We start from the raw sequence: 25,740 nt of genomic DNA on the forward strand, positions 1-25,740 counted from the left end.
TGTTCATGATCAGCGTGGGGGAGCGGTGGTGGAGATGACATTCGGGGAGCGGCTGCACCGGGCGATGCGGGACCGGGGTCCCTTGTGCGTGGGGATCGACCCGCATGCGGCACTGCTGGATGCCTGGAGGCTCGCCGACGACGTGAACGGCCTCGAGACGTTCGCGCGTACGGTCGTGGAGGCGCTGGCCGCAGACGTCGCGGTCCTCAAGCCGCAGGCGGCGTTCTTCGAGCGGCACGGCTCGCGCGGCATCGCGGTCCTGGAGCGGGTGATTGCCGAGGCCCGGGACGCGGGCGCGCTCGTGCTCGTGGACGCCAAGCGCGGCGACATCGGTTCCACCATGCAGGCCTACGCCGACGCCTTTCTCCGCCCGTCCTCGCCGCTGTGCTCAGACGCCGTGACCGCGTCGCCGTATCTGGGTTTCGGCGCCCTGCGGCCGCTGATCGATACCGCGCTGGAACACGGCAACGGCGTGTTCGTCCTGGCCCGTACGTCGAACCCGGAAGGGGACGAGGTGCAGGGGGCGCGCACGGCGGACGGGCGCAGCGTCGCGGGCGCGGTGCTCGACCACGCCCGCGCGGTGAATGCCGGTGCCACCACGTGGGGCAGTATCGGCTGCGTGGTGGGCGCGACGGTGACCCTGCCCGCCGGGGAGGATCTGCAGATCGGCGGGCCGTTGCTGGCCCCGGGCGTCGGGGCCCAGGGGGCGACGGTCGCGGATCTGGCGGGCGTCTTCGGCGCCGCGCTGCCCTCCGTGTTGCCGAATGTGTCGCGGGACATCCTGCGGCACGGCCCGGACCGAACCACCTTGGTGTCTGCGGCGCGAGCGATGAATTCGCAGGTCACAGACTTGTTGATCGGCGAAGATGCTGGTGAGCGCGGGAATGACCACGACACGTAAGAGGAAATTCGGGTGTCGGTGCGTGCAGAAAAGATCCGGGCGGGTACGGTGGATTACGTTGCTGACCTGGTGGTTCAGCCGCTAGGTTCCAGTTGTTCGTCCGTTTGTCCGATCGACACAACAGAGGTGACCCGCTCGTGGCGCTCCCAAACTTGACTCCAGAACAGCGCGCGGCCGCTCTCGAGAAGGCTGCTCAAGCCCGTCGGGAGCGGGCAGAAGTCAAAAACCGGCTCAAGAACGCCGGTGCAAAACTCAGCGACATCCTCAAGGAAGGCGAGACCAACGAGGTCATCGGCAAGATGAAGGTCTCGGCCCTCCTCGAGTCCCTGCCCGGAGTCGGCAAGGTTCGTGCGAAGCAGATCATGGAAGAGATCGGCATCGCCGAGACGCGCCGGGTCCGTGGACTGGGGGCCAACCAGGTGGCGGCGCTCATCGAGCGCTTCAGCGGTTGAGCCAGGGACTCTCACCGACGCCTTCGCCGGCCCCGATGGGCAACGCCAGAGTGGTTGTCCTGTCGGGGCCGACGGCGGTCGGCAAGACGACGGTCATGCGTCAGCTCCGGGCGACGTACCCGGACCTGTCCGTGGCGCCGACGGTGACGACCCGGCCCATGCGTCCCGGAGAGGTCGATGGCTCGCCGTACTTCTTTGTCGACGACGAGACCTTCGATCGCAAGATCGACGCAGGCGAGTTCCTCGAGTGGGCCGTTGTGCACCAGAAGGCCAAATACGGAACGCCGAGGGCTGCGGTCGAGGAGGCCGCAGCCGCGGGCCACTCGGTCCTGGTCGAGGTCGATCTGCAAGGTGCCCGTCAGATCCGCCAGACCATGCCGGAGGCATTCTTCGTCTTTCTGGCACCACCCAGCTGGGAAGAGCTGGTGCGGCGCCTGGTGGGCCGCGGGACCGAGACCGAAGCTGAACGCGAACGGCGGCTGGAGACCGCCCGGCAGGAGCTGGCTGCTGAGGCGGAGTTCGACATGACGGTGACCAATCACGACGTCTCCAGCGTCTGTCAGCAGCTGGTAAGCTTGATGAGTTGACCCCCTGAAGTACTAAGCCCGGAGGCATCAGCGTGTCTGGAGCTCATGACGTCGGCAATGGCATCACACATCCGCCCATTGACGACCTCCTATCCAAGACCGATTCGAAATACAGCCTGGTCATCTACGCTGCCAAGCGGGCTCGACAGATCAATGCCTACTATTCGCAGCTGGGTGAGGGCCTCCTGGAGTACGTAGGCCCTCTGGTCGAGACTCGCGTGCAGGAGAAGCCGCTGTCGATCGCGCTGCGCGAGATCGACGCGGGTCTGCTTCGGGCCGAGGAAGTCGACCCGGCCGAGCTGCGTGCCGAGGCGGCAGCCGCGCGTGCGGCCGCGGCCGAGGTAGCGGCGATCGACGTCACCGCGGGTGACATTCCCGTCACCGGTGACTCCGACTCCAGCGAGGAATGAGCCGAGCGGCCGGGCACCAGGCCGCCTTCCGGATCGTCCTGGGTGTCAGCGGTGGTATCGCGGCATACAAGGCCTGCGAGGTCGTCCGGACGCTGGCCGAGGATGGCCATGATGTCCGGGTCGTGCCCACCGATGCTGCGCTGCGTTTCGTCGGCGAGGCGACGTGGGCGGCGCTGTCCGGCCAACCGGTGCACACGGGTGTCTTCGACGACGTCCACGAGGTTCCGCACGTCGCCATCGGCCAGCAAGCCGACCTGGTGCTCGTCGTGCCGGCAACCGCCGACCTGCTCGCGCGGGCGGCGAGCGGACGTGCCGACGACCTGCTCACGTCGACGTTGCTGACCGCGCGTTGCCCGGTGATCTATGCCCCCGCGATGCACACCGAGATGTGGGAACACCCGGCGACCGTCGCCAACGTCGAGACCCTGCGGGCGCGCGGCGCGATCGTCATCGAGCCTGCGGAGGGACGGCTGACCGGTGCCGATTCCGGCAAGGGGCGGCTGCCCGATCCTGCGGCGATCGTCGAGGTCGGATACGAGATCCTGCACTCGGGACGGGCCCCGAGGTCGCCGGGCCGGGCACCGGATCTGGCCGGGCGGCACGTCGTCGTGTCTGCGGGCGGTACCCGAGAAGCTCTCGACCCGGTGCGGTTTCTGGGGAACCGTTCGTCGGGGCGGCAGGGATACGCCCTGGCGCGCGCGGCGCTGAGCCGTGGCGCGCAGGTCACGCTGGTGGCCGCGAACGTCGCGCTCGACGACGTCGCCGGCGCGAAGACCGTACGTGTGGGTTCGGCCGCCGAGCTGCGTGATGCCGTGGTCGACGCGGCGGCAGACGCCGATGCCGTCGTCATGGCGGCGGCGGTGGCCGATTTCCGCCCGCGTGGTTACCGCGACGCGAAGATCAAGAAGACGTCCGATCCCGACGATGCTCCCGTCATCGAACTCGAACGCACCGCCGACATCCTCGCCGAGCTGAGCGCCAACCGCGTCCGTGCCGGGCAGATCATTGTCGGCTTTGCTGCCGAGACCGGCGACGCCGGGGCCAGCGTACTCGACCACGGCCGGGCGAAACTCGCTTCCAAGGGTTGCGACTTGCTGGTGGTGAACGAGGTGGGCGCCGATCGCGGCTTCGAGTCCGAGCAGAATCAGGGCGTGATCCTCGACCACGACGGCGGCAGCACCGAGGTGCCCCGGGGCTCCAAGTCGGCACTGGCACACGCGCTCTGGGACCACGTCGTCGAACGCCTGCCCGCGTGAGGCATCCCCGCGAGACGATGACCTGACAGACTTGGATCACGAGGGCTGGTCGAGGTCCAGCCGAATCCTGCGCGAAGCGAGGGGGAGAGCGGTGCCGGTGCGATTGTTCACCTCCGAGTCCGTCACCGAAGGACATCCAGACAAGATCTGTGACCAGATCAGCGACGCCGTGCTCGACGCGATGCTCGCCGACGATCCGGACAGCCGGGTAGCCGTGGAAACCCTGGTCACGACGGGCCAGGTGCACGTGGCCGGCGAGGTCACGACCCGGACGTACGTTGACATCCCGCAGGTGGTGCGCGACACCATCCTCGGTATCGGCTACGACTCGTCCACCAAGGGCTTCGATGGCGCGTCGTGCGGCGTCAACGTGGCGCTGGGAGCGCAGTCGCCGGACATCGCGCAGGGTGTGGCCGACGCGTACGAGCATCGCGTCGGCGGTGACATCGACCCCCTCGACCTGCAAGGTGCCGGCGATCAGGGCCTGATGTTCGGCTACGCGTGTGACGAGACGCCGGAGCTCATGCCGTTGCCGATCACGCTCGCGCACCGGCTCGCGCAGCGTCTCGCCCACGTCCGGCACGAGGGCGCGCTGCCGTACCTGCGGCCGGACGGCAAGACCCAGGTCACCATCGAGTACGACGGCGACCGACCGGTCCGCGTGGAGACCATCGTGATCTCCACGCAGCACGCGCCCGGTATCGATCTGGAGGCGCTGCTCACGCCGGATCTGCTGGCACGCGTTATCGGCCCGGTGCTCGAACCGCTCGACGTCGAGACGGACGGATACCGGTTGCTCGTGAACCCCACCGGACGGTTCGAGGTCGGTGGACCGATGGGCGATGCCGGCCTGACCGGTCGGAAGATCATCATCGATACGTACGGTGGCATGGCCCGCCACGGCGGCGGAGCGTTCAGCGGCAAGGATCCCTCCAAGGTGGATCGCTCGGCGGCCTACGCGATGCGGTGGGCGGCCAAGAACGTGGTTGCCGCCGGGCTGGCGCGCCGGTGCGAGCTGCAGGTCGCCTACGCCATCGGCAAGGCCGAACCGGTCGGGCTCTTCGTCGAATGCTTCGGTACCGAGCGGGTGCCGGAGGAGCGGATCGCACGGGCGGTGCGGGAGGTCTTCGACCTGCGCCCGGCGGCGATCATTCAGGATCTCGACCTGTTGCGCCCGATCTACATGCGTACCGCGGCCTATGGTCACTTCGGCCGCGAGCTGCCGGAATTCACCTGGGAGCGCACCGACCGCGCCGAAGCATTGAAGGACGCAGTGGCCTGATGGCCGAGACCGCTCGGGCGCGACCCGTGGCGCAGGCTCAGCCCGTCGCGCGCGTCGTGGTCGACATTGGCCTGCCACACCTCGACCGGCCGTTCGACTACCTGGTACCCGAGTCGATGGCCGCCACGGCCGTGCCGGGCGCGCGGGTGCGAGTCCGGTTCGCGGGAGTGGATCACGACGGCTTCGTCCTCGAGCGAGCCGACGCGAGCGCGCACGAAGGCAAGCTGGCCACGCTGCGGCGCGTGGTCTCGTCGGAGCCGGTCCTGACCTCGCACGTGGCGCGGCTCGCCCGGATGGTCGCCGATCGCTACGCCGGCACCATGCCCGACGTCCTGCGTCTGGCCATCCCGCCGCGGCACGCCGCCACGGAGAAGAAGCCGAGCCCGCCGGCCCCGGAGCCGCCACCGCGTCCGGACGCCGGTGCGTGGCGCGAGCACGTGCACGGCGTGGCGCTGCTCGACGCCGTGCACCGCATGGGCCCGGCGGGGCGGGCGGCCGGCGACGGCAGTCAAGCGGGGGAGCCAGGCGACGATCCAGCCGCGCCGCAGCCGCGAGACGCCGCCGGCGAGCGCGCTCCGCGCCCGGTCCCGCGCGCGGTGTGGAACCCGGGTCCGGGAGTCGACTGGGCCGACTCGCTGGCCAGACTGGTGGCGACGGCACTGTCGGCCGGGCGAGGTGCGGTGATCGTGCTGCCCGACGGGCGCGACGTCGCTCGCCTGGACGCCGCCATGCGGGAGCTGCTGGGACCGGATCACCACGTCGTCTTGGGGGCCGAGGCCGGGCCGGCGGAACGCTACCGCCGGTGGCTTCGCGTCCTGCGCGGATCGGTGCGCGCGGTGATCGGGACGCGATCCGCCGCCTTCGCACCGGTAGCCGATCTCGGGCTGGTGGGGATCTGGGACGACGGCGACGACCTCCACGCCGAACCACGAGCCCCCTACCCGCACATGCGTGAGGTGCTGCTGCTGCGCGCGCACATCGCCGGCGTGGCCGCCGTCGTCGGCGGATTCGCGCGCAGTGCCGAGGCCCAGCTGCTACTCGACACGGGGTGGGCGCGCTCCGTGGAGCAGGAACGGGCGACGGTGCGCGAGCGGGCACCGTCGATCCACACCGTCGGTGACGAGACGGAGCAGAGCCGCGACGAGGCGGCGCGCAGTGCCCGGCTGCCGTCGCTGGCGTGGCGGGTGGCCCGGGCAGGGCTGGAACGCGGCCCCGTGCTGGTCCAGGTGGCCCGGGCCGGCTACGTGGCCGCGCTGGCGTGTGCCCGGTGCCGGGCACCAGCACGGTGCGGCGCGTGCGGGGCGGCGCTTGAACTCGACGACGCGGCCGGTGTCCCGCGATGTTCCGCGTGTGGTACGGCGGCGCCGGGGTGGCGGTGCGCCGAATGTGGTCATGACCGGCTGCGTGCGGCCGTCGTCGGCGTCCGGCGGACCGCGGAGGAGCTGGGGCGCGCGTTTCCCGGCGTGGCCGTCGTGCGGTCCAGCGCCGCCGAGGCGCGCGCAGACGCGGGTACCGATGCGATCGCTGGCGCGGGTACGGATGCGCGCGCGGGTACGGGTACCGGCACGGGAACGGACGGTGACGCCGGCGCAACAGAGCAGGTCGCGGCCGGTGCGGGAACGGTCGACGACGTGGGCACGGAGCCGAAGTTGGTCGTTGCCACGCACGGCGCGGAGCCGGTGGCCAGCGGCGGGTATGCAGCGGCGCTGTTGCTGGACGGGACGTCCCTGTGCTCCCGGCCCGGGCTGCGCGCGAGCGAGGAGGCGCTGCGCCGCTGGCTTCGGGCAGCGGCACTGGTGCGGCCCGGTACCGCCGGCGGTGAGATCGTCATCGTCGCGGAGCCCTCGATCCCGGCCGTGCAGGCGCTCGTGCGCTGGGATCCCGGCGGGTTCGCTATACGCGAACTGGGGGAGCGGGCCGAGCTGCACTTCCCGCCGGCCGCCCGGCTCGCCGAGCTGCGTGGCGCGGCCGACGACGTCGACGAGCTCCGATCGTTGACTGAGCTGCCCCCCATCTCGGAAGTTCTGGGCCCGCGCACCGTCGACGGCACGACTGAGCTGATCATCCGGGTGCCCCGCGCGTCCGGAACGCAGCTCGCGGCCGCACTGCGCGCTGCGGCGGGCGTGCGCAGCGCGCGCCGCTCGGGCGGCGCGGTGCGGATCCGAATCGATCCGGTCGACATCGCCTAGCCGCCACCCCAACTCCCGCCCCGCTCCACCCGCACCTCGCCCCGCCCCACCCGCTGATCGCTCTACCTGTGCTCCGCTCTACCTGTGCTCCGCTCTACCTGTGCTCCGCTCTACCCGTGCTCCGCTTCACCCGTGCACCGCTCTACCCGTGCTCCGCTTCACCCGTGCTCCGCTTCACCCGTGCTCCGCTTCACCCGTGCTCCGCTTCACCCGCGGGGTTGTGCCGACCTGGTGGTGAGCACGTTGGCGAGCCGCTCACACACAACCAGCACACGTGACATCAATAGGAGCATCGATCTTCAGGAGCATGCGATCTTCACGACTGGCGAGCCGGGCCCGTGAGTGATCGATGTGGAGTTTCCGCCCGTCGTGCGTAGAGAATGGGCCGCTATCACGACCCGTGTACTACACAGTCCCAGCCGAAACTCCGCATCGATCACCGGGCGGCGAGCATCGGGCAGCGGAACATCGACGCAGCTGAGCATCGAGGCAGCGAACATTTGCGACATCGAACCTCGACGGCAGCGGAACCTCGACGCAGCTGAGCATCAGGGCAGCACGCTGCCCAGGGAGCCAAGCATCGGGGCAGCACGCTGGCCAGGGAGCTACGACCATGCTTTCCTCGTGGCCACGACAGCGACAGTGAGCTTTTCCGGTCCCGGTGTCCGGTAAGAAACCGACATCATCAAGGTCATGACCTCGACAATGTCGGTTCCTTGCCGGCGCCACCCTGCTGGCTCGACCATCGGCCGGCACCTGCCACTACCAAGGGGTCACCCACGGCGCCCGGAGGTCACGCCATGTCGGACACGGGTCATCGCCCGGCATGTCACGCCCCGATTCACGCCCCGATGCCACGCGTTGACACCAGTGATCGTGAACACAAAGCGACTACATAGAACGATTAGTGTTCATGATCAGCGGGGGGTGGAATGAGTTAGGTCACGAGCGACACGTAGTGATCGACGGCGTCGGCGGGAGGGCCGTCGAACACGATGGTGCCCTCGTGAAAGACGAGGACTCGCTCATACGCCAGTACGGCGTCCAGGTCATGGGTGACCAGCACGACCCGCTGGGACACCGTGGACAGCAGGTCGAGGACACGGCGCGTGTTGGGAAGGTCGAGCAGGGTGGTCGGCTCGTCACACACGAGAATCTTGGGGTCGGTGACCAGCACCGAGCACAGCGCCAGCAGTTGCTTCTGGCCACCGGACAGGAGGTGGGCCGGATGGTCGGCGTGCTCGCTGAGTCCGAACGAGGCCAGCTGCTTGGCGACGACCTGGTCGGTCTCCTCCCGGCTGAGCTTCTGCCGGCGCAAACCGAAAGCGACGTCTTCGGCCACGGTCGGCATGACGATCTGCGCGTCGGGGTCGGTGAAGACGAATCCGACGCGCTGGCGGATGGTGGGGGCGTCGGACCGGGTGTCGAGGCCGTCGACGCGTACCTCACCCTCGTCAGGGACGATCAGGCCGTTCAGTAGCCGGGCAAAGGTAGACTTGCCGGAACCGTTTGCTCCGATGACCCCGATGCGGCGCTCGGGCAGTGTGACGTCGATCTCTCGCAGCACCCGGCGGTCGCCATAGGCGTGGCTGACGCCGCGTATCTCGATCACGCACACAACTGTACGGTGCACCTGTTCATGTCGATGCCACGGAGAGTTTCACACAGATGATCACGGCCAGTGAACTGGACGTCCGCGCGGGTACGCAGGTCCTGCTGACGGAGGCCAGCTTCCGGATCGGCCCGGGCGACAAGGTGGGCCTCGTCGGGCGTAACGGGGCCGGCAAGACGACGTTGACCCGGATCCTGTCCGGCGAGACGCAGCCGTTCGGAGGCGCGGTGACGCGCTCCGGAGATGTGGGGTATCTGCCACAAGATCCCCGCACCGGCGACCTGGACGTGCTGGCGCGGGACCGGATCCTCAGTGCCCGCGGGCTGGACCAGGTCTCGGCCCAGATGCGGCGAGCCGAGCAGCAGATCGCCTCGCAGGACCAGGGCGAGCACGATCGCGGGATGCGGCGCTATGCACGCCTGGAAGCCGAGTTTCTCGCCCTGGGTGGTTACGCCAGCGAGAGCGAGGCGGCGACGATCGCGGCCAGCCTCGGCCTGCCGGAGCGGGCGCTGGGTCAGCCGCTGCGGACGTTGTCGGGTGGCCAGCGACGCCGCGTCGAGCTGGCCAGAATCCTGTTCTCCCAGGCGCAGACGTTGCTGCTCGACGAGCCCACCAACCATCTCGACGCGGATTCCATTAGCTGGTTGCGTGACTTCCTCCGGGCCTACACCGGCGGGCTGGTGGTGATCAGTCACGACGTCGCACTGCTGGAGAAGACCGTGAACCGGGTCTTCCATCTGGACGCGACCCGGGCGGTTCTGGACGTTTACAACGTCGGCTGGAATGCCTATCTGGAGCAGCGCGAGACCGACGAGCGGCGTCGTCACCGGGAGCGAGCGAATGCGGAGAAGAAGGCGTCGGCGCTCAAGGCGCAGGCCGATCGGATGCGGTATAAGGCGACGAAGGCCGTGGCCGCGAAGAACATGGAACGCCGCGCCGATCGCATGCTCGCCGATCTGGAGGACGAGCGGCGCACGGAGAAAGTCGCCAAATTGCGCTTTCCCGATCCCGCGCCGTGTGGAAAGACACCGCTGCGCGCGAGTGGATTGTCGAAATCCTACGGCTCTCTGGAGGTCTTTACCGACGTCGATCTCGCCATCGACCGCGGGAGCCGGGTGGTGGTCCTGGGTCTCAACGGTGCGGGCAAGACGACATTGCTCCGTCTGCTGGGCGGCGTCGAGCTTCCGGATACCGGATCGGTCGAACCGGGACACGGATTACGTCTCGGTTATTACGCGCAAGAACATGAGACTCTCGACACATCGCGCACCGTGCTGGAGAACATGAGCATGGTGGCTCCGGAGATGCCGGATGTCGAGATGCGGCGAGTATTGGGATCCTTCTTGTTTTCCGGCGATGCGGTGGACAAGCCGGCATCGGTACTGTCTGGCGGCGAGAAGACTCGGTTGGCATTGGCGACACTTGTTGTATCGAGTGCGAACGTGCTGTTGTTGGACGAACCGACGAACAATCTCGATCCAGCATCACGAAACGAGATTCTCGGCGCGCTTCGTTCGTTTAAGGGTGCTATCGTGCTCGTCACACACGATGAAGGAGCTGTCGAAGCATTAGACCCGGAGCGCGTACTCCTGCTTCCTGATGGAGCTGAAGATCTATGGAATTCGGACTATTCGGACCTTGTGGCACTCGCATGAGACGCTAGGATCACCTCGCAATATGGGATTGATCTTGCGTTCGGGTGGCGAAAAACTGTAATGGGACGGATCATGGTCCTCTGTCATGATGACCAACGTAAAACGGGGAGGAAGCGTGGCCGAGAAACTGGTAAAAGGCGCGCGGATCAGCGGGGGACAGCGCGACAAGCTGGCCAGCGATCTGAAGAAGCAGTACGAAGGCGGTAAGAGCATTCGCGAACTGGCGACGGAGACGGGCCGCTCGTACGGCTTCATCCATCGCTTGCTCTCCGAGTCCGGGGTGCAGCTCCGTGGGCGTGGTGGCGCGACCCGCGGAAAGGCGCGCAAGAAGTCCTGACAGAGAACTGAATAACATTGGAGTAAATTTGATCTTGAACTTTCCGGGGTTCGGGTTTCGCGATAATGACGTGTGGCCCCCCGGAAAGTTCAAGATCAACAGCTCGGAAGAAATCGGGCCCGTCGCGACGTTGTCTGACCTGTAACCTGGTCGAAGCTGAAGGGGTCACGCCGGCCGACTCCGGCCGCATTTCCGTGACCTTCGCGCGCAAGGAGGTCAGCGCACGTGTCGATGGGCGGCTCGATGGGCGGCGCGTGGATGGCGTCGAAGTCCTTCTCCCGCGATCGAAGTGTCGCTCATCGCCGGCTGGCTCGCGGCACCACGAAGCGCATTCTCGCCTACGCCCGGCCGTATTCCGCTCAGATCGCCGTCTTCTTGATCACGACGGTGCTGTCGGCGGCGAGCGCCGCGGCAGTGCCGTTGCTGCTCAAGGTCGTGATCGACGATGGCGTGGCGCCGGGCGAACGAACCGTGGTGATCGTCGGCGCCTCGGCCGTCGCGCTGCTGGCGGTGCTGGACGCCGGGCTCAACCTGATCGGCCGGTGGATGTCGGCTCGGGTGGGTGAAGGGCTGATCTACGATCTGCGGCGTCAGGTCTTCGATCACGTCCAGCGCCAGCCGATCGCCTTCTTCACACGCACGCAGACCGGTTCGCTGGTGTCACGGCTCAACTCCGACGTCGTGGGCGCGCAGCAAGCGTTCACCGGCACCTTGTCGCAAGTGGTGAGCAACGCCGTCACCCTGGTCCTCGCGCTGGGTGCGATGGTGGTGCTGTCGTGGCAGATCACGCTGGTGGTGCTCGTTCTGGTGCCCCTGTTCTTGCTGCCGGCTCGTTTCGTCGGCCGCAAGCTGGCTGACATCTCCCGCGAGTCGATGGAGCTGAACGCGGGGCTCAGCCAGACGATGACGGAGCGCTTCAACGTCGCCGGCGCGTTACTGGTGAAGATCTTCGGCCGGTATCAGCAGGAGAACGAGACGTTTGGCGAGGCGGCACGCCGGGTTCGCGATGTCGGGGTCGTGCAGGCCCTGTACGCGCGGTACTTCTTCATCGGCCTGACGTTCCTGGCGTCCTTCGCGACCGCCGTGGTCTACGGGGTCGGTGGCTGGCTCGCCATCGATGGCATGCTTCAGGTCGGCACCCTCGTCGCGCTCGCGGCGTTGCTGACGCGGCTGTACGGGCCGCTGACGGCACTGGCGAACGTCCAGGTCGACATCATGACTGCGCTGGTGAGTTTCGAGCGCGTCTTCGAGGTCCTCGACCTGGAGCCCATGGTGCGCGATGCTCCACATGCACGGCCCCTGGAAGCCCGGCCAGCTGCGACGTCCGCGTCCGGCGGCGGAAGCCAGCTCGCGGTGGAGTTCGACGACGTGTGGTTCCGGTACCCGTCGTCGGAGGAGATCTCGCTGGCGTCACTGGAGTCGGCGGCGAAGGAGACCGCCGACGGCGCGGGCGAGCAGGTCCTGCGCGGGGTGTCGTTCCGGGTCGAGCCGGGACAGATGGTGGCGTTGGTGGGTCCGTCGGGGGCGGGAAAGACCACCATCACCCATCTGGTCGCACGCCTCTACGACCCGACGGCGGGAGTCGTGCGCGTGGGCGAACGCGACGTGCGGGACGTGACATTGGACTCCCTGCACGACGCCGTGGGCGTGGTCACGCAGGATGCGCACATGTTCCATGACACGATCCGCGAAAACCTGCTCTATGCCCGTCCCGGCGCCACCGACGACGAACTCATGCGCGTGCTCGACGCCGCGCAGATCAGCGCTCTCGTGGCGTCGTTGCCGGAGGGATTGGACACGATCGTCGGCGATCGGGGCTACCGGTTGTCGGGGGGTGAGAAGCAGCGGTTCGCCATCGCCCGGTTGCTGCTCAAGGCGCCGCCTGTCGTCGTGCTGGATGAGGCGACGGCCCATCTGGACTCGGAGTCGGAGGCGGCCGTACAGCGGGCGCTGAGGACGGCGCTGTCCGGGCGGACCTCCCTGGTGATTGCGCATCGGCTCTCCACGATCCGCGACGCCGACATGATTGTCGCCATCGACGAGGGGCGGGTCGTCGAGCGTGGCACCCACGAGACGCTGCTCGCCCACGGTGGCCTGTATGCCGAGCTGTACCGCACCCAGTTCGCCGACCAGCAACATGCCCCGATGAGGTGATCGGGGCAGATGATCGGCGAGTGGTGCCGGCGGCCACGGCACGGGTGCCGACGGCACGGGCGTTGACGGCATGAACGACGACGGCATGAACGACGAATCACGCCACCGGGCGCGCCCGCCGTTTGTATCGTGGAGGTCATGTGCGCTCCGTCCGCCGCCGGCCGCTCGGTTCGTGCCGCGATCCTCGCCGGTGTGATCCTGCTCTCTGCTTGTGGCGATGAGACCGGCGACGACGTGGAGCACAACGGCACCGTGGGTGGGAGCCAGAGCGGTGACCAGGAGCCCCGCGCGGACGAGGAGTCTCCCGGCAACGATGTGGAGAGCGATGCCGGGCACGACCCCGGTGACGATGCCGGGAACGATTCCGGAAACGAGGACACCGGAAACGAGGACACCGGGCACGAACCCGGGATCGGCGAAGCGGGGCGGGACGACGGCAGCGGGGCCGGACGGGGCGAGAACGCCCCTGGCGCGGAAGACGGCTCGGGCCGCGGGCCGGACGGGCACGCCGGTGCTGAATCCCGGGCGAGTGTCGACGATCTGCCGGACGCATGTCCGGAGGAGGTGGTCGACGCGGGTGACAGCATAGCTGCGGGGTTCACGCACCGGGAGGTGGCGCCGTCGAGCAACGAGCTGGCCATGCTCACGTGCGACTGGAGCGCGGTGGACGATTCGGTGGCCAGTGTCGAGGTCAACTACTCGGTGGAGCTGATCGGCACCGATCTGTCGGAGCTCGACGCGGCCGACGAGGTGAGCGTCGCCGACGCCGACGGCTATCTCCTGCGGGCGGACGAGTCCCAGGTCAGCATGTTCCAGTTCGACATCGACGGGGTGTACGTCACCGGCGGCGCGATCGACATGGAGGACGTCGACGACGAAGACATGCTCGACTTGGCTGGGGCGGCCGTCGAAGCCCTGGAGTGAGACCGGGCGCGGCGGGTGTTTCAGGCGCGGCCGGTCGCCGGACCGGGCATGTCGGACATCAGGTACGCGGCCGTCACCAGCGGTATGTGGCTGAACGCCTGCGGGAAATTGCCCACCATGCGCTGGTTCGTCACATCGTACTCTTCGGCGAGCAAGCCGAGGTCGTTGCGCAGGGACAGCAGATACTCGTACAGCTCACGAGCGCGTTCCTGCCGGCCCGTCAGGTACAGGGCCTCGACCAGCCAGAACGTGCAGGCGAGGAAGGCACCTTCGATGCCGGGCAGGCCGTCGACCTCGACGCGGGGGTCGTAGCGCATGATCAGGCCAGTGTCCGTGGACAGCTCCTTGGCCACGGCGTCGACGGTGCCGACGATCCGCGGGTCATCGGGCGGCAGGAATCCGACCAGGGGAATCTGCAACAGCGACGCGTCCAGGGTCGAGCTGCCGTAGTACTGCGTGAACGTGTTGCGTACCGGGTCGTAGCCGTGTTTGAGCACGTCGGCGTGGATGCTGGCACGCAGCGCCCGCCAGCGGTCGACGTCGCCGGGTGCGATGCCCTGTTGGATGGTCTGTACGGCGCGGTCGGCGGCGACCCAGGCCATCACCTTGGAATGCACGAAGTGCCGGCGTGGCCCGCGCACTTCCCAGAGCCCTTCGTCGGGCTCCTGCCAGCGTTGCTCCAGGTGCCGGAGCAGGTGTTCTTGCACCGACCACGCGTCCGATTCGAACGGCAGCCCGTGTGCCCGGCCGCGGGCCAGGGTGTCCATGATCTCGCCGTAGACGTCGACCTGAAGCTGCTCCGCTGCCGCATTGCCGATGCGCACGGGAAGCGAGTCCTCGTAGCCGCTCAGCCAGCCGAGCTCGTGCTCGGGCAGCCGTCGCTCACCAGCGACGCCGTACATGATCTGCAGGTCGCCCGGATTCCCGCCGATGGCGCGCAGCAGCCAATCCCGCCAGGCGCGGGCCTCCTCGGTGTACCCGCTGCGGATCAGCGCGTCGAGGGTGAAGGCGGAGTCTCGAAGCCAGCAGTAGCGATAATCCCAGTTCCGCACGCCGCCGAGGGTTTCGGGCAGTGACGTCGTCGGAGCCGCGACGATCCCGCCGGTGGGCTGGTACGTGAGGGCTTTCAAGGTCAGCAGCGAACGCATGACCGCCTCGCGGTACGGACCGTCGTAGGTGCAACTCGACGACCAGTCGGTCCAGAACTTCTCGGTCTGTTCGAGTTCGTCCAGTGGATCGGTCGGTTCCGGGGGCGGCATGTGCGACGGATGCCAGCTGAGCACGAACGAGACCCGCTGGCCGGCCTCGACGGTGGTGTCCGCGTGCGTGGCGAGGAACCGGCCGTACGTTGGGGCGTCCGAGCGCAGGGTCACCGCGTCCGGCCCGGCGATACCCGCGACGGTGCCGCGGGTCCGGTGCACCCACGGCACCGATCTGCCGTAGTCGAAGCGCAAGCGCAGTTCGCTGTGCAGGGTGACGCGGCCGGACAATCCTTCGACGATACGAACCAGGTCGTGGAAGCCATTGCTCGGCGGCATGAAGTCGATCAGCCGCACGCTGCCGTCCGGCGTGTCCCATTCCTGTTCGAGGATGAGCGTGTCACGCCGGTAGCGACGCCGCGTGGCGCGCCCCGCGCCGGTGGGAGCGATCTGCCAGAAGCCGTTGCGTGGCTCTCCGAGCAGGGCGGCGAAGCACGCCGCCGAGTCGAAACGAGGCAGGCAGAGCCAGTCGATGGTGCCGTCACGGTCGACCAGCGCCGCCGTGTGCAGGTCGCCGATCAGTCCGTGATCTTCGATGCGTCCCGTCATGAAACCCTGTCTACATCCTCGGTTGGTGTCAGGTGGGCAGAATTCGTGAGCTTGTCGCTGTCCTCCGCGGCTGCGGTAGTGACGGCGCGGCGTTCTCTGGCCTCGGCGCGAACCAGCAGGACGAAGCCCCCCACACCGATGACGGCGAAGATGAACCATTGGATCGCGTACGACAGGTGCGGTCCCGGATCGACCTCGGGGGGTGGCAGCGCGACGAGCTCGTCGTCGATCGGGCTGACCGCCTCGGCCCAGGCCGGATAGACGGGATATGGCAGGGCCTCGGCGATGTCGGCGACGTTCACGTACCGGATGTGGCCGGCCGCGAGATCGCCGCCGACGTCCTCGCCGTCCTCGCTCGCCCGCAGCCGGGCGACGACCTCGACGTCGCCGTCGGGTGGTGGGGGTGCTTCGGGGATCTGCTCGGCTGACGGGTAAAACCCCCGGTTCACCAGCAGCGCGGTGCCGGTCTCGGTGATCAGGGGGGTGATGACCCGGACGCCGCGCTCGCCCTCCAGCGGACGCAATCGAAGCACCAGCTCGTGTTCGGCGTCGTACTGTCCCCGTACTTCGACCTGGCGCCATTCGTCCTCGGGGTCGAAGGGCTCGGCCGGGTCGAGCAGCTCGCCGGGGTGAACGGCTGCTGCACTCGCGTTGTCCTCGATCACGTCGTTGCGTGCCGAACGCTCGTCGTCACGATCCAGCTGCCACATGCCCAGCCGGACGCATGCGACGATGAGGACGATTCCCGCGAGGATGCGGATCAGCCACCGGCGAGTTGCCAGGAACCTGTACACGAATCGACCGTAGACCATAGCCTGGGTACTATGCTCGTTGACCGGTATGGGCGCATAGCCACCGATTTGCGGTTGTCGCTGACCGACCGCTGCAATCTCCGATGCACGTACTGCATGCCGGAGGAAGGGCTGGAGTGGCTACCCAAGCCCGAGATCTTGACCAACGACGAGGTCGTCCGCCTCGTCCGGATCGGGGTGGAACGGCTCGGGATCCGCGAGGTCCGTTTCACCGGCGGCGAGCCCTTATTGCGTCGTGGTCTGGTTGACATCGTCGCCGAGTGCGCCGCATTGCGCCCACAGCCCGACCTCTCACTGACGACCAACGCGGTCGGGCTGACCAAGACGGCAGACGCGCTGGCGGCGGCGGGCCTGCACCGGGTGAACGGTTCACTCGACACGTTGCGCCCCGACCGTTTCGAGGCGCTGACGCGCCGTAACCGCTTGGACGACGTCCTCAATGGCCTGGCCGCGGCAGACGCCGCAGGACTGGCGCCGGTGAAGGTGAATGCCGTCCTCATGCGTGACGTGAACGACGACGAAGCTCCCGACCTCCTGTCCTGGGCCCTGGAAAACGGCTACGAGCTGCGGTTCATCGAGCAGATGCCGCTCGACGCGCAGCACGGGTGGAACCGGGAAACGATGGTTACCGCTGGAGACATCCTCGCGTCGTTGCAGGAGCACTTCGAGCTCACGCCGGATGATCCCGAGGAGCGGGGGAGCGCCCCGGCTGAACGGTGGCTCGTCAACGGTGGCCCTGCCCGGGTCGGCATCATCGCATCGGTGACGCGCCCCTTCTGTGGAACGTGTGACCGGACGCGGCTAACCGCGGACGGCCAGGTACGTACCTGCTTGTTCGCGCGTGAGGAATCGGATTTGCGCACGCCGATGCGTGCGGGAGCGAGTGACGCCGAGCTCGCCGAGCGCTGGGAGATCGCGATGGCCGGCAAGGCGGCCGGCCACGGTATCGACGACCCGGGTTTCTTGCAGCCGGACCGGCCGATGTCTTCGATCGGCGGGTAACCACCTCGGCAGGGCTGTCGAGTCGCCGGGACCAGGGCTGTCGAGGTCATCGTCGACGCCGTCGACGCCCGGCGGTGTTGGTCGATGCCTGGCATTCGACCGAGTCAGCGCTAGCTGTGCGCTGCCGTAGTCCGCGGTGCGTTGGCCGTGGCCCAGCGGGAGCGCGTCCGTGAGTGTCCCACGGATATCCCCGTGAGTGTCCCACGAGCCGGAGCTTTCGACGGCGAATGCGGGTCATGATCCGCATGAACGGGTCAATGCGGCGATTCCCCAGATTGCGGCGGCGCCGGGCAGCCACGGGGGAAGCCGCCCGACGCCGACGCTACGCAGCGCACCGACGGGGGAATGCGGAACGTGCGCGATGGGGAGTATTGCACGGGAGTGCAGTTCATCGGAAGAGCTACGCGGAGGGATTTTGATCTCGTGGATCATCGCTGTGCGTTGTCCCTGGTAACTCGGGTCGTCCAGATGGAGAGATGGATTGAATAGTGCCGCTGCTGGGTTGAGCCGCGGCATTGGCGATCACCACGGCGATGTACGGGAGCACCACCGCGCCCACGATGAAGACCCATCGAATCCACCCTTCCGTCACCACCGCGAGCGGAAGGCACGCCAGGCGGATGCCCATCATCCACAGGTAGCGGTTCTGCCGGGAGCGCCGGTCGGTGCTGCGGGCATCCGCAGCGGTCGTCACCGACTGCACCTCGGTGTCGCGTCGGCGTGACATGGCGCGAAAACGGGTCACATCTGCCACGGTAGGGGCAGAATCCGCAGGAGGGCTACACCGGTACTTGCCACGTGGGCCACGGGCAGCGAACGAGGAGGACAACGTGAACCGCACCTATCGAGTCACCGAGATCGTGGGGACGTCGCCCGAGGGTGTCGAGCAGGCGGTCCGCAACGGCGTCGACCGTGCGGGCCAGACCCTGCGGCATCTGGACTGGTTCGAGGTCACCGAGATTCGCGGGCAGATCGTCGACGGTCAGGTCGAGCACTTCCAGGTGGCGATGAAGGTTGGCTTCCGGCTCGAAGACGCCTGAGCCGGACAGCTCGCGGCGCCGGGCGGGCCGCGAGCGTCGCCCCGCTGGCCGTGCCCGGCACGCCCCACCAGGGCGCCCCGACCGAGCGTTATACGGGCGTGCCAGCGGCGTTCGGGCACGGCTGGCAATTGTGCGGTCCGGCCAGGGGAGCGGACGCGCGGGTTGGTGCATCCGGGCGCTGCGTCGTCGTGACGCCATCAGGTAGCGTCGTCGCGGTCTGGATGTGAGAGGAGCATCAACGTGAGTCGGTCCGTTCTGGTTACCGGTGGCAACCGTGGTATCGGTCTGGCGATCGCGCGATCGTTCGCCAGTGCCGGCGATGCCGTCACGGTCACGTACCGTTCTGGAGATCCTCCAGAAGGGCTGGGCAGCGTGCGGTGTGACGTCACCGACGGTTCATCGGTCGAGGCGGCCTTCGAACAGGTGGAGAAGGAACAGGGTCCGGTGGAGGTGCTGATCGCCAATGCCGGCATCACGCGGGACACGCTGCTGCTGCGCATGAGCGAGCAGGACTTCACCGACGTGATCGACACCAATCTGACCGGTGCCTACCGTGTGGCCAAGCGGGCACTGCGGAAGATGTTGCGCGCCCACTCCGGTCGGATCGTGTTCATCTCCAGCGTGGTCGGCTTGCTCGGTTCGGCAGGTCAGGTGAATTACGCCGCGAGCAAGGCGGGCCTGGTCGGCATGGCACGGTCGCTGGCTCGCGAGGTCGGGAGCCGTTCGATCACCGCGAACATCGTGGCTCCGGGCTTCGTGGAGTCCGATTTGACGGCGGATCTCTCCGCGGAACGGCGCGATCAGATCCTCAGCGAGATCCCGCTCGGCCGGTACGCGAGCGCCGATGAGGTGGCTGGCGTCGTCCGGTGGGTGGCCAGCGCGGAAGCAGCATACGTGACCGGTGCGGTAATCCCGGTCGACGGCGGATTGGGAATGGGGCACTGACAACGATGGGAATTCTCGACGGCAAGCGCATCCTGGTAACCGGGGTGCTGACCGAGGCGTCGTTCGCCTTCCACGCGGCGAAACTGGCGCAGAACGAAGGCGCCACCGTGGTGCTCACCGGGTTCGGCCGGATGAGCCTGGTGGAACGGGTCGCGAACCGGCTTCCCAAGCCGGCACCGGTGCTCGAGCTGGACGTGCAGAACGACGAGCATCTCGACACGCTGGCCGGCCGGGTTCGCGAGGAAGTCGACGGGCTCGACGGCGTGGTGCACAGCATCGCGTTCGCCCCGCAGTCCGCGCTGGGCGGTGCATTCCTTGACACGAGCTTCGAGGATGTCTCGACGGCAGTGCACGTCTCCGCGTACTCGCTGAAGTCTCTGACGATGGCCACCTTGCCGCTCATGCCTGACGGGGGTTCGGTGGTCGGCATGGACTTCGACGCGCAGGTGGCGTGGTCGGGCTACGACTGGATGGGCGTGGCCAAGGCAGGTCTGGAGTCGACCGCACGTTACCTGGCGAAGTACCTCGGTGAGCGGCGTATTCGGGTCAATCTCGTCTCGGCCGGACCGGTCAAGACGATGGCGGCTCGTTCCATCCCGGGTTTCGACGAGTTCGAGAGCGCCTGGGATACGCGCGCGCCACTGGGGTGGGACCTTAACGATCCTGAACCGGCCGCTCGCGGTGTCGTTGCCCTGCTCTCGGACTGGTTCCCGAAGACCACTGGTGAAATCGTTCACGTCGACGGGGGTTTCCACGCCATCGGCGCATAGCGAACCGGTGACTCGACGTCGGTCGCGGGCTCAGTGGCTACGGGCAGTCGTGAGCGCGACGAGGTGGGAGAGGGCGGTGCGGCCATCGTCGGTGACCGTTGCCTGGTCAATCGCCGCGATGGCGTCTTCGACGAGGGAGTCGATACGCGCCTCGACGCGACCGAGTGCCCCGGTGTCGGAGAGGATTTCCTGGAGCCTGTGCACGCCTGCGTCGTCCAGGTGGGGATTCCCGAGCAGCTCGGCGATGATACGGGCTTGCACGGTGTCCGCGCGTTCCAGGGCGTAGGCGACCAGCATGGTGCGCTTTCCTTCACGCAGGTCGTCGCCGGCCGGTTTGCCGGTGACCGCAGGGTCGCCGAAGACACCGAGGATGTCGTCTCGTAGCTGGAAGGCCTCACCGAGGGCGGAACCGTACGTGCTGAACGCCCCGAGGACCTCGCCGGATCCACGGGCCAGCTGGCCACCGAGCGCGAGTGGATGCACGACGGTGTAGCGGGCGGCTTTGTGCACGATGACCTGGTGGGCGCGCTTCACCTGCTCGGGCGCGGCGCTGTCGACATCGGCTTGAGCGAGGATGTCGAGATACTGCCCGGCGCCGACCTCGGTACGCATCAATTCGAAGACCGGCCGGGCACGCTGGAGCGCCGTCTCGTCGAGCCCGGCCTGGCACAGAAGCTCGTCGCTCCATCCCAGCAGCAGATCGCCGAGGAGAATGGCCGCGGCGCGGCCAAACTTGTCCGGGTCGCCGCGCCAGCCGTGCTCGCGATGGCGCGCGGCGAACCGCTGGTGTACCGATGGCTCGCCGCGACGCGTGTCCGATTCATCGATCACGTCGTCATGGACCAGCGCGGCGGCCTGAAAGAGTTCGAGCGCCGACGCCGCGGTGACGATCGGTTCGTCGTCGCTGGAGCCGCCCGCGGCCACCCAGCCCCAGTAGCAGAACGCGGGGCGCAGGCGTTTGCCTCCGCGGAGGAGACCGGTGGCGGCATCGAGGAGGGGAAGCAGGTCGGCGCTAACCGGTTCGAGGGCCGCGCGCTGAAGGTTCAGGAACTCGTCGAGGGCATGCTGGACCCGTGGCCGCAGTGGGCCGACCGGGTCGGCAGGAGACTCGATCACGCCGTCAGGCTATGAGGCCGACGACGCGGGCGCGCCGCCGGGCCCGGTTTCTCGACCTGATCGTTCCGGCGATCGAGGTTTCCGGGTCAGCACGGTGCGCGGTTTTCACACGATAATCTGCCCGGCAGTTGTGGTCCTGGTCGTGACATTTCTGACCGCACGACGACGCGGCCGTGATTCACACGGCATTGCACGCTCCCGTCCCACAAGAATTCGTCACGTTGTCGTGAGTGCTTCCGCAGTATGCATTTCTTTTTGCGCAACGAGCAGCGAAATACGCAACCGGCCAGCTCATGAGAGGGCGAATCCCAGAGCATGAGATGCAATTTTCTGGACATTCCTGGTGCGGCTATGGTGAACGCTATGTCTCTAGGATTGCCGACGACCACACCAGAAAACGGAACAACTATCCGGGAGCTGCTGGCCGCCGGCGAGCGGTCGTACTCGTTCGAGTTCTTCGCTCCCAAGAGCGAGCAGGCCGAAGAGCTCTTCTGGCGCACGATTCGGGAACTGGAGCGGCTGCGGCCGACCTTCATTTCCGTGACCTACGGCGCCGGCGGAACGTCGCGGGAGTCGACCGTTCGGGTCACCGGACAGGTCGCCACCGACACCACGCTGACCGCCATGGGTCACCTCACCGCCGTGAACCACTCGGTTGCCGAGCTGCGGCACGTCATAGGCTCGTATGCCGATGCCGGTATCCGGAACATCTTGGCCCTGCGGGGGGACCCGCCCGGCAATCCGCAAGGCGAGTGGGTGCCGCATCCGGAGGGGTTGAACTATTCCGAGGAGCTGGTCCGGCTCATCAAGTCGGTGGGTGACTTCTGTGTGGGTGTCGCGGCATTCCCGGAGAAGCACCCGCGCTCCCCGGATCTGCAGACCGACGTCGACTTCCTGGTACGCAAGTTCCGCGCTGGCGCGGATTTCGCGATCACCCAGATGTTCTTCAACGTCGAGGACTACTTGCGGTTGCGGGATCGCGTGGCCGCGGCGGGTGAGGACAAACCGATCATCGCCGGCATCATGCCGGTCACCAACGTGAAGCAGATCGAGCGTTTTGCCGAGCTGTCGGGTGCCGAGTTCCCCGAGTGGCTGGCCAAGCGCCTGCGCGCGGTTCAGGATGACCCCGAGGCGGTGCGTGCCATCGGTGTCGAGGTAGCGACGGAGATGAGCGAGCGCCTCCTGGAGGAGGGTGCCCCGGGGCTGCACTTCATCACGTTGAACAAGTCGACGGCCACCCGCGAGATCTACCAGAACCTCGGCCTCGGAGCGAGTCTCGTTCCCGCGTGACCTCCCGGAGGCAGCCGCCGGCAGGCGGGTAACCGGGACGGCGATGACGGCGACGGCGCGGTGCGCCGGGAATCAGGCGCGGCCGATGGCGTCGACGGCAAGAGCTGCCGAGATCGCTACCGCCGGAATCCCAGCGCCCGGATGGGTGCTGGCTCCGGCGTAGAACAGGCCCCGCAGGAACGAACGGTTCTTCCTGCGTTGCCGTATGCAGCTGTTTCCGTGCCAGGCCTGGCCGAATATCCGGCCGCCGGTGGCGCCGTACTCCCGTTCGAGGTCGTACGGCGATCGGATGTGCATGTTGAGCACGTCGTCCTTGACCTGGACGCCACGTGAGGCGGCCAGGCCCAGCAGCTGCTGGGCGTGCGTCTCCGCCGTGTCCGGATCCGACCAGTCCGTCTGGTCGGCACCGTCACCGTGGGAGGGGCAATCGGCGTGCAGGGCCAGCGCGCACGGCCCGGACGGGTCATCTCCGCTGCGGTAGGTGACGGCGACGTTTGGCCCGTCCTCGGTGAGCAGGATGGTGCGCTGCGGAAGGTCGAGTGGATGACGCACCGAAAGCACGAGGCTAAACACGGAGTGCCCGTCGCTCGGTACGGTCGACTCGTGCCGGGCGCGTAAACTGTCGAATCCGAGCTGCCCGGGCGGCGCGGTGGACACTACGACGTCGGCGGGGATGGTCTCGCCGTCGGCGACCTGGACGCCGGTGACCTGCCGGTACTTGCTCTTCACCTGGATGGCTGGCGTACCGAAGCGCATCGTGGCGCCCTGCTGCAGTAGACGGCGCTCTAATGCCTCGATCAGCGCCGTCAGGCCGCCGCGAACGGTCCACGTTCCGAAGGTCTGTTCGATGTAGGCGAGGCTGGCAAGAGCGGCGGGAGCCTTGGTGGGTGTCGCACCGTACAGTGTGGCGTAGCTGTCGAGAATCAGCCGCAGGTTAGGCTCCTGCAGGTGCAGCATGCCCAGCTCACGCAGACTGTTCGCGCGCCGCAGATACTGCTTGGAGCGTGGATGTACGCGAAACCAGAGCAGGTCGCGCCAGCCTGGCGGGTGATCGAGGAGCCGCGGGCGGAGCTGGCCCCACATGCACTCGGCATCGCGGATCAGCGCTTCCCACTGGGCACCGGCTCCAGGACCGAACGCGTCGTCGAGGGCGGCCGTGATCCGCGCGCGGCTGGCATTGGGCATATCCAGCTGGCCGCCATCAGGGAAGACGTAGCGTACGGACGGATCGAGCGGCACCAGCTCGAGCTCGCGTTCGAGGGGACGGCCCGTCTTGCGGAACAGGTCGCGGAACACGGCGGGAAGGGTGAATGCCGTCGGGCCGGTTTCCACGCAGATGCCGTCGATGACGTCTGCGCTGACCTGGCCTCCGGCTCGGGAATTCTGTTCGAGCACGGTGACCTCGTGTCCGAAGTCGACGAGCCGCAAGGCGGCGGCCAGCCCGGCGACGCCGGCGCCGATGACCACTGTTCGTGCCACGGTGGGTGAGCCTATGACGAAGCTTGACGGTCTGTCGGTCGGGGGTGTTACTCTCAAGATCTGGTCGAACAAAGGTTCGATGGCAATGTGAAGGAGGGACCGATGACAGCATCGTATGGCCAGGTCAACGGCACACACGGGGCGCGGCGTGGGGTGGGCACGCGGGTACGCCCACCGGCCGGGCACGCCACTCTGGAGCTGGTTGAACAAGCTCGCTCGTGCCTGGTGGACGCCGCCGAGGCCAGTACGGCCAACGATCGATTCGCCGCGGCCCATCTAGCGGCGCTGCGGGCCGCTGCGGCGGTGCTGGCCGCCCGGGCGCAGCCGGCGCGCCGCCGGCACGGCGGGGGGTCGGGCCGCCGGCGGGGACACGGCCCGCGTAACGTGTGGGAGCTCTTGCCGTCGGTGGCGCCGGAGCTGACCGAATGGGCTGCCTTCTTCGCCTCGAACGCTGGCAAGCGCGCGGCCGCGCAGGCTGGCCTGCGCGGTGCGGCGAGCACGCGGGAAGCTGATGATCTGATGCGCGAAGCCGAGGCGTTTCTTGGTCTGGTGTGCCTGCTGCTGGGATTGCCTTACCAGGAGCCCATCGACGGCGGCGCTGGCGGTTTGGCGGTCCCGCTGCGGCCGAGATGAGATGGTGTCGAGATGAGAGGGTCAGGAAGGTACCGGCGGGCAGTTGTGTTATAGGGGGGAGAATCCCACACTGATCGCGATTTGTGATCGAACCGAGGATGTGAGTAGACGATGCCGGAAGCTCTGTACGAGCTGGTGAACGGAGAAGCGCCGGAATTCGAGAATCCGGTCCTCCTGTATCACTTCAGCGGCTTCATCGATGCCGGTCACGCCGGCGGTGGAATCGCTGAGCACCTGCTCGAGAACCTGGAGCATACCGAGGTGGCGCGGTTCGACACGGATCAGCTGGTCGACTACCGGTCGCGGCGTCCCGAGATGCGGCTGTCCGGCGGTATGTTCACCAGCTATGCCGCGCCGCAACTGACCCTGCAGGCCATGCGTGACGACGGTGGTTCGCCGTTCCTCCTGCTATATGGGCCGGAACCGGACGTGCGCTGGGAGGCGTTCGTCGCTGCCGTGAAGGAGCTGATCGAGCATTTCGGTGTCCGGCTGGTAGCGGGATTCCACGGGATCCCCGCGCCGACGCCGCATACACGGCCGATTGGCGTCACCGCCCATGCCACCCGTCCGGGTTTGCTCCCCGCTGATCTGCTGATCGATGCCGAGCTGGAGGTGCCGGGTAGCGCGTCATCGTTGCTCCAGTACCGGCTGGGTGAGTGGGGACAAGATGCCGTCGGCCTGGTGGCACGCGTGCCCCACTACCTGTCCGAGGCGCACTATCCGCAGTCCTCGGTGAGCCTGCTGCGCTCGTTGAGCTCGGCAACCGGGCTGTTGTTGCCGGTAAACGACCTTCTGGAGGCATCCGAAGAGGCGGAGCAGCAGGTGCAGGAGCAGGTGGAGAACAACGAACAGGTCGCGCGCGTGGTCCAGGCTCTGGAGTCGCAGTACGACGCTTTCGAAGGTGGCACCTCGCGAGGCAACCTGCTTGCCGAACCCAAGACGCTGCCGACCGCCGACGAGATCGGCGCCGACTTCGAGCGCTTCCTTGCCGAGCTCGATGTGGGGGACGATCGCCCCGATGAATGACCCGCCGCGGCTGTCGCCGTGGGTGGCCCGTCGCATGACGTGACCCGGCATGGGGCTACG

General features: G+C 67.6%; 24 protein-coding genes. 18 read left to right on the forward strand and 6 right to left on the reverse strand.

What is annotated here, in order from left to right; genetic code table 11:
* Positions 1-34: 34 nt before the first annotated feature.
* The 7 genes from pyrF (at position 35) to DPM12_RS14680 (ending at position 7,077) form a co-directional block, all read left to right on the forward strand.
* The gene (gene pyrF, locus DPM12_RS14650) at positions 35-901 is read left to right on the forward strand and encodes an orotidine-5'-phosphate decarboxylase (protein WP_112259147.1); all 867 of its coding nucleotides are present in this window, start codon (positions 35-37) and stop codon (positions 899-901) included.
* Between the two features lie 137 nt (positions 902-1,038).
* Positions 1,039-1,353 carry an integration host factor, actinobacterial type gene (gene mihF, locus DPM12_RS23440; protein ID WP_112259083.1) on the forward strand — a complete coding sequence of 105 codons (315 nt, stop codon included), beginning with the start codon at positions 1,039-1,041 and terminating at the stop codon, positions 1,351-1,353.
* 35 nt (positions 1,354-1,388) lie between these two features.
* Positions 1,389-1,940 (forward strand): guanylate kinase, encoded by a 552-nt coding sequence (gmk, locus tag DPM12_RS23445; protein ID WP_112259084.1) that lies wholly within the window; start codon positions 1,389-1,391, stop codon positions 1,938-1,940.
* Between the two features lie 26 nt (positions 1,941-1,966).
* Entirely contained in the window at positions 1,967-2,350 is a 384-nt protein-coding gene (gene rpoZ / locus DPM12_RS24145; RefSeq protein WP_425467600.1) for a DNA-directed RNA polymerase subunit omega, read from the forward strand.
* Positions 2,347-3,606: a bifunctional phosphopantothenoylcysteine decarboxylase/phosphopantothenate--cysteine ligase CoaBC gene (gene coaBC, locus DPM12_RS14670; RefSeq protein WP_112259086.1), complete on the forward strand. Its 1,260-nt coding sequence runs from the start codon at positions 2,347-2,349 to the stop codon at positions 3,604-3,606. The genes rpoZ and coaBC overlap by 4 nt, the downstream gene beginning before the upstream one ends.
* Positions 3,607-3,697: 91 nt before the next feature.
* Positions 3,698-4,888 (forward strand): methionine adenosyltransferase, encoded by a 1,191-nt coding sequence (gene metK / locus DPM12_RS14675; RefSeq protein WP_112259087.1) that lies wholly within the window; start codon positions 3,698-3,700, stop codon positions 4,886-4,888.
* Positions 4,888-7,077: a primosomal protein N' gene (locus tag DPM12_RS14680; RefSeq protein ID WP_112259088.1), complete on the forward strand. Its 2,190-nt coding sequence runs from the start codon at positions 4,888-4,890 to the stop codon at positions 7,075-7,077. Before metK ends, DPM12_RS14680 begins: the two co-directional genes overlap by 1 nt.
* 937 nt (positions 7,078-8,014) lie before the next feature.
* On the opposite strand, the gene DPM12_RS14685 is transcribed toward DPM12_RS14680, so the two are convergent.
* Positions 8,015-8,689 carry an energy-coupling factor ABC transporter ATP-binding protein gene (locus DPM12_RS14685; RefSeq protein ID WP_112259089.1) on the reverse strand — a complete coding sequence of 225 codons (675 nt, stop codon included), beginning with the start codon at positions 8,687-8,689 and terminating at the stop codon, positions 8,015-8,017.
* A gap of 56 nt (positions 8,690-8,745) precedes the next feature.
* Between DPM12_RS14685 and DPM12_RS14690 the strand changes: the two genes are divergently transcribed.
* The 4 genes from DPM12_RS14690 (at position 8,746) to DPM12_RS14705 (ending at position 13,759) form a co-directional block, all read left to right on the forward strand.
* Positions 8,746-10,344, forward strand: coding sequence for an ABC-F family ATP-binding cassette domain-containing protein (locus DPM12_RS14690; RefSeq protein ID WP_112259090.1), 1,599 nt, complete (start codon positions 8,746-8,748; stop codon positions 10,342-10,344).
* Between the two features lie 115 nt (positions 10,345-10,459).
* Positions 10,460-10,681, forward strand: coding sequence for a helix-turn-helix domain-containing protein (locus tag DPM12_RS14695; protein WP_112259091.1), 222 nt, complete (start codon positions 10,460-10,462; stop codon positions 10,679-10,681).
* 231 nt (positions 10,682-10,912) lie between these two features.
* Positions 10,913-12,835 carry an ABC transporter ATP-binding protein gene (locus DPM12_RS14700; RefSeq protein ID WP_245951283.1) on the forward strand — a complete coding sequence of 641 codons (1,923 nt, stop codon included), beginning with the start codon at positions 10,913-10,915 and terminating at the stop codon, positions 12,833-12,835.
* Between the two features lie 138 nt (positions 12,836-12,973).
* The gene (locus DPM12_RS14705) at positions 12,974-13,759 is read left to right on the forward strand and encodes a hypothetical protein (protein WP_123788494.1); all 786 of its coding nucleotides are present in this window, start codon (positions 12,974-12,976) and stop codon (positions 13,757-13,759) included.
* A gap of 20 nt (positions 13,760-13,779) precedes the next feature.
* Here the strand turns inward: DPM12_RS14705 and DPM12_RS14710 are convergent, their stop codons facing one another.
* Together DPM12_RS14710 and DPM12_RS14715 are read right to left on the reverse strand one after the other, a co-directional pair.
* On the reverse strand, positions 13,780-15,567 hold the full coding sequence (locus DPM12_RS14710) for a glycoside hydrolase family 15 protein (RefSeq protein ID WP_112259093.1): 1,788 nt from the start codon (positions 15,565-15,567) through the stop codon (positions 13,780-13,782).
* Positions 15,564-16,361 carry an SURF1 family cytochrome oxidase biogenesis protein gene (locus tag DPM12_RS14715; RefSeq protein ID WP_158542896.1) on the reverse strand — a complete coding sequence of 266 codons (798 nt, stop codon included), beginning with the start codon at positions 16,359-16,361 and terminating at the stop codon, positions 15,564-15,566. The genes DPM12_RS14710 and DPM12_RS14715 overlap by 4 nt, the downstream gene beginning before the upstream one ends.
* 30 nt (positions 16,362-16,391) lie before the next feature.
* On the opposite strand from DPM12_RS14715, the gene moaA reads away from it, so the two are divergent.
* Positions 16,392-17,381: a GTP 3',8-cyclase MoaA gene (moaA, locus tag DPM12_RS14720; protein ID WP_112259095.1), complete on the forward strand. Its 990-nt coding sequence runs from the start codon at positions 16,392-16,394 to the stop codon at positions 17,379-17,381.
* 400 nt (positions 17,382-17,781) lie between these two features.
* On the opposite strand, the gene DPM12_RS14725 is transcribed toward moaA, so the two are convergent.
* Positions 17,782-18,075, reverse strand: a complete 294-nt coding sequence (locus tag DPM12_RS14725) for a DUF3099 domain-containing protein (RefSeq protein ID WP_211659003.1) — start codon at positions 18,073-18,075, stop codon at positions 17,782-17,784.
* 136 nt (positions 18,076-18,211) lie between these two features.
* On the opposite strand from DPM12_RS14725, the gene DPM12_RS14730 reads away from it, so the two are divergent.
* From DPM12_RS14730 to fabI, 3 genes are all read left to right on the forward strand, one after another.
* Positions 18,212-18,421 carry a dodecin gene (locus tag DPM12_RS14730; protein WP_245951281.1) on the forward strand — a complete coding sequence of 70 codons (210 nt, stop codon included), beginning with the start codon at positions 18,212-18,214 and terminating at the stop codon, positions 18,419-18,421.
* Between the two features lie 240 nt (positions 18,422-18,661).
* Positions 18,662-19,366, forward strand: coding sequence for a 3-oxoacyl-ACP reductase FabG (fabG, locus tag DPM12_RS14735; protein ID WP_112259098.1), 705 nt, complete (start codon positions 18,662-18,664; stop codon positions 19,364-19,366).
* A gap of 5 nt (positions 19,367-19,371) precedes the next feature.
* Positions 19,372-20,136: an enoyl-ACP reductase FabI gene (fabI, locus tag DPM12_RS14740; RefSeq protein WP_112259099.1), complete on the forward strand. Its 765-nt coding sequence runs from the start codon at positions 19,372-19,374 to the stop codon at positions 20,134-20,136.
* 30 nt (positions 20,137-20,166) lie between these two features.
* On the opposite strand, the gene DPM12_RS14745 is transcribed toward fabI, so the two are convergent.
* Positions 20,167-21,252 (reverse strand): polyprenyl synthetase family protein, encoded by a 1,086-nt coding sequence (locus DPM12_RS14745; protein ID WP_211659004.1) that lies wholly within the window; start codon positions 21,250-21,252, stop codon positions 20,167-20,169.
* Between the two features lie 363 nt (positions 21,253-21,615).
* On the opposite strand from DPM12_RS14745, the gene metF reads away from it, so the two are divergent.
* The gene (gene metF / locus DPM12_RS14750; protein ID WP_112259150.1) at positions 21,616-22,542 is read left to right on the forward strand and encodes a methylenetetrahydrofolate reductase [NAD(P)H]; all 927 of its coding nucleotides are present in this window, start codon (positions 21,616-21,618) and stop codon (positions 22,540-22,542) included.
* A 72-nt stretch (positions 22,543-22,614) separates the two neighbouring features.
* Here the strand turns inward: metF and DPM12_RS14755 are convergent, their stop codons facing one another.
* Entirely contained in the window at positions 22,615-24,021 is a 1,407-nt protein-coding gene (locus DPM12_RS14755; RefSeq protein ID WP_158542897.1) for a phytoene desaturase family protein, read from the reverse strand.
* 102 nt (positions 24,022-24,123) lie between these two features.
* On the opposite strand from DPM12_RS14755, the gene DPM12_RS14760 reads away from it, so the two are divergent.
* Together DPM12_RS14760 and DPM12_RS14765 are read left to right on the forward strand one after the other, a co-directional pair.
* Positions 24,124-24,654 carry an SAV_6107 family HEPN domain-containing protein gene (locus tag DPM12_RS14760; RefSeq protein ID WP_158542898.1) on the forward strand — a complete coding sequence of 177 codons (531 nt, stop codon included), beginning with the start codon at positions 24,124-24,126 and terminating at the stop codon, positions 24,652-24,654.
* A gap of 111 nt (positions 24,655-24,765) precedes the next feature.
* A complete protein-coding gene (locus DPM12_RS14765; protein ID WP_112259101.1) occupies positions 24,766-25,680 on the forward strand; it encodes a proteasome assembly chaperone family protein in 915 nt (304 codons plus the stop codon).
* Positions 25,681-25,740: the final 60 nt, after the last annotated feature.

Source organism: Phytoactinopolyspora halophila (assembly GCF_003287285.1).
In the GTDB taxonomy this organism is placed as follows: Bacteria; Actinomycetota; Actinomycetes; order Jiangellales; family Jiangellaceae; genus Phytoactinopolyspora_A; species Phytoactinopolyspora_A halophila.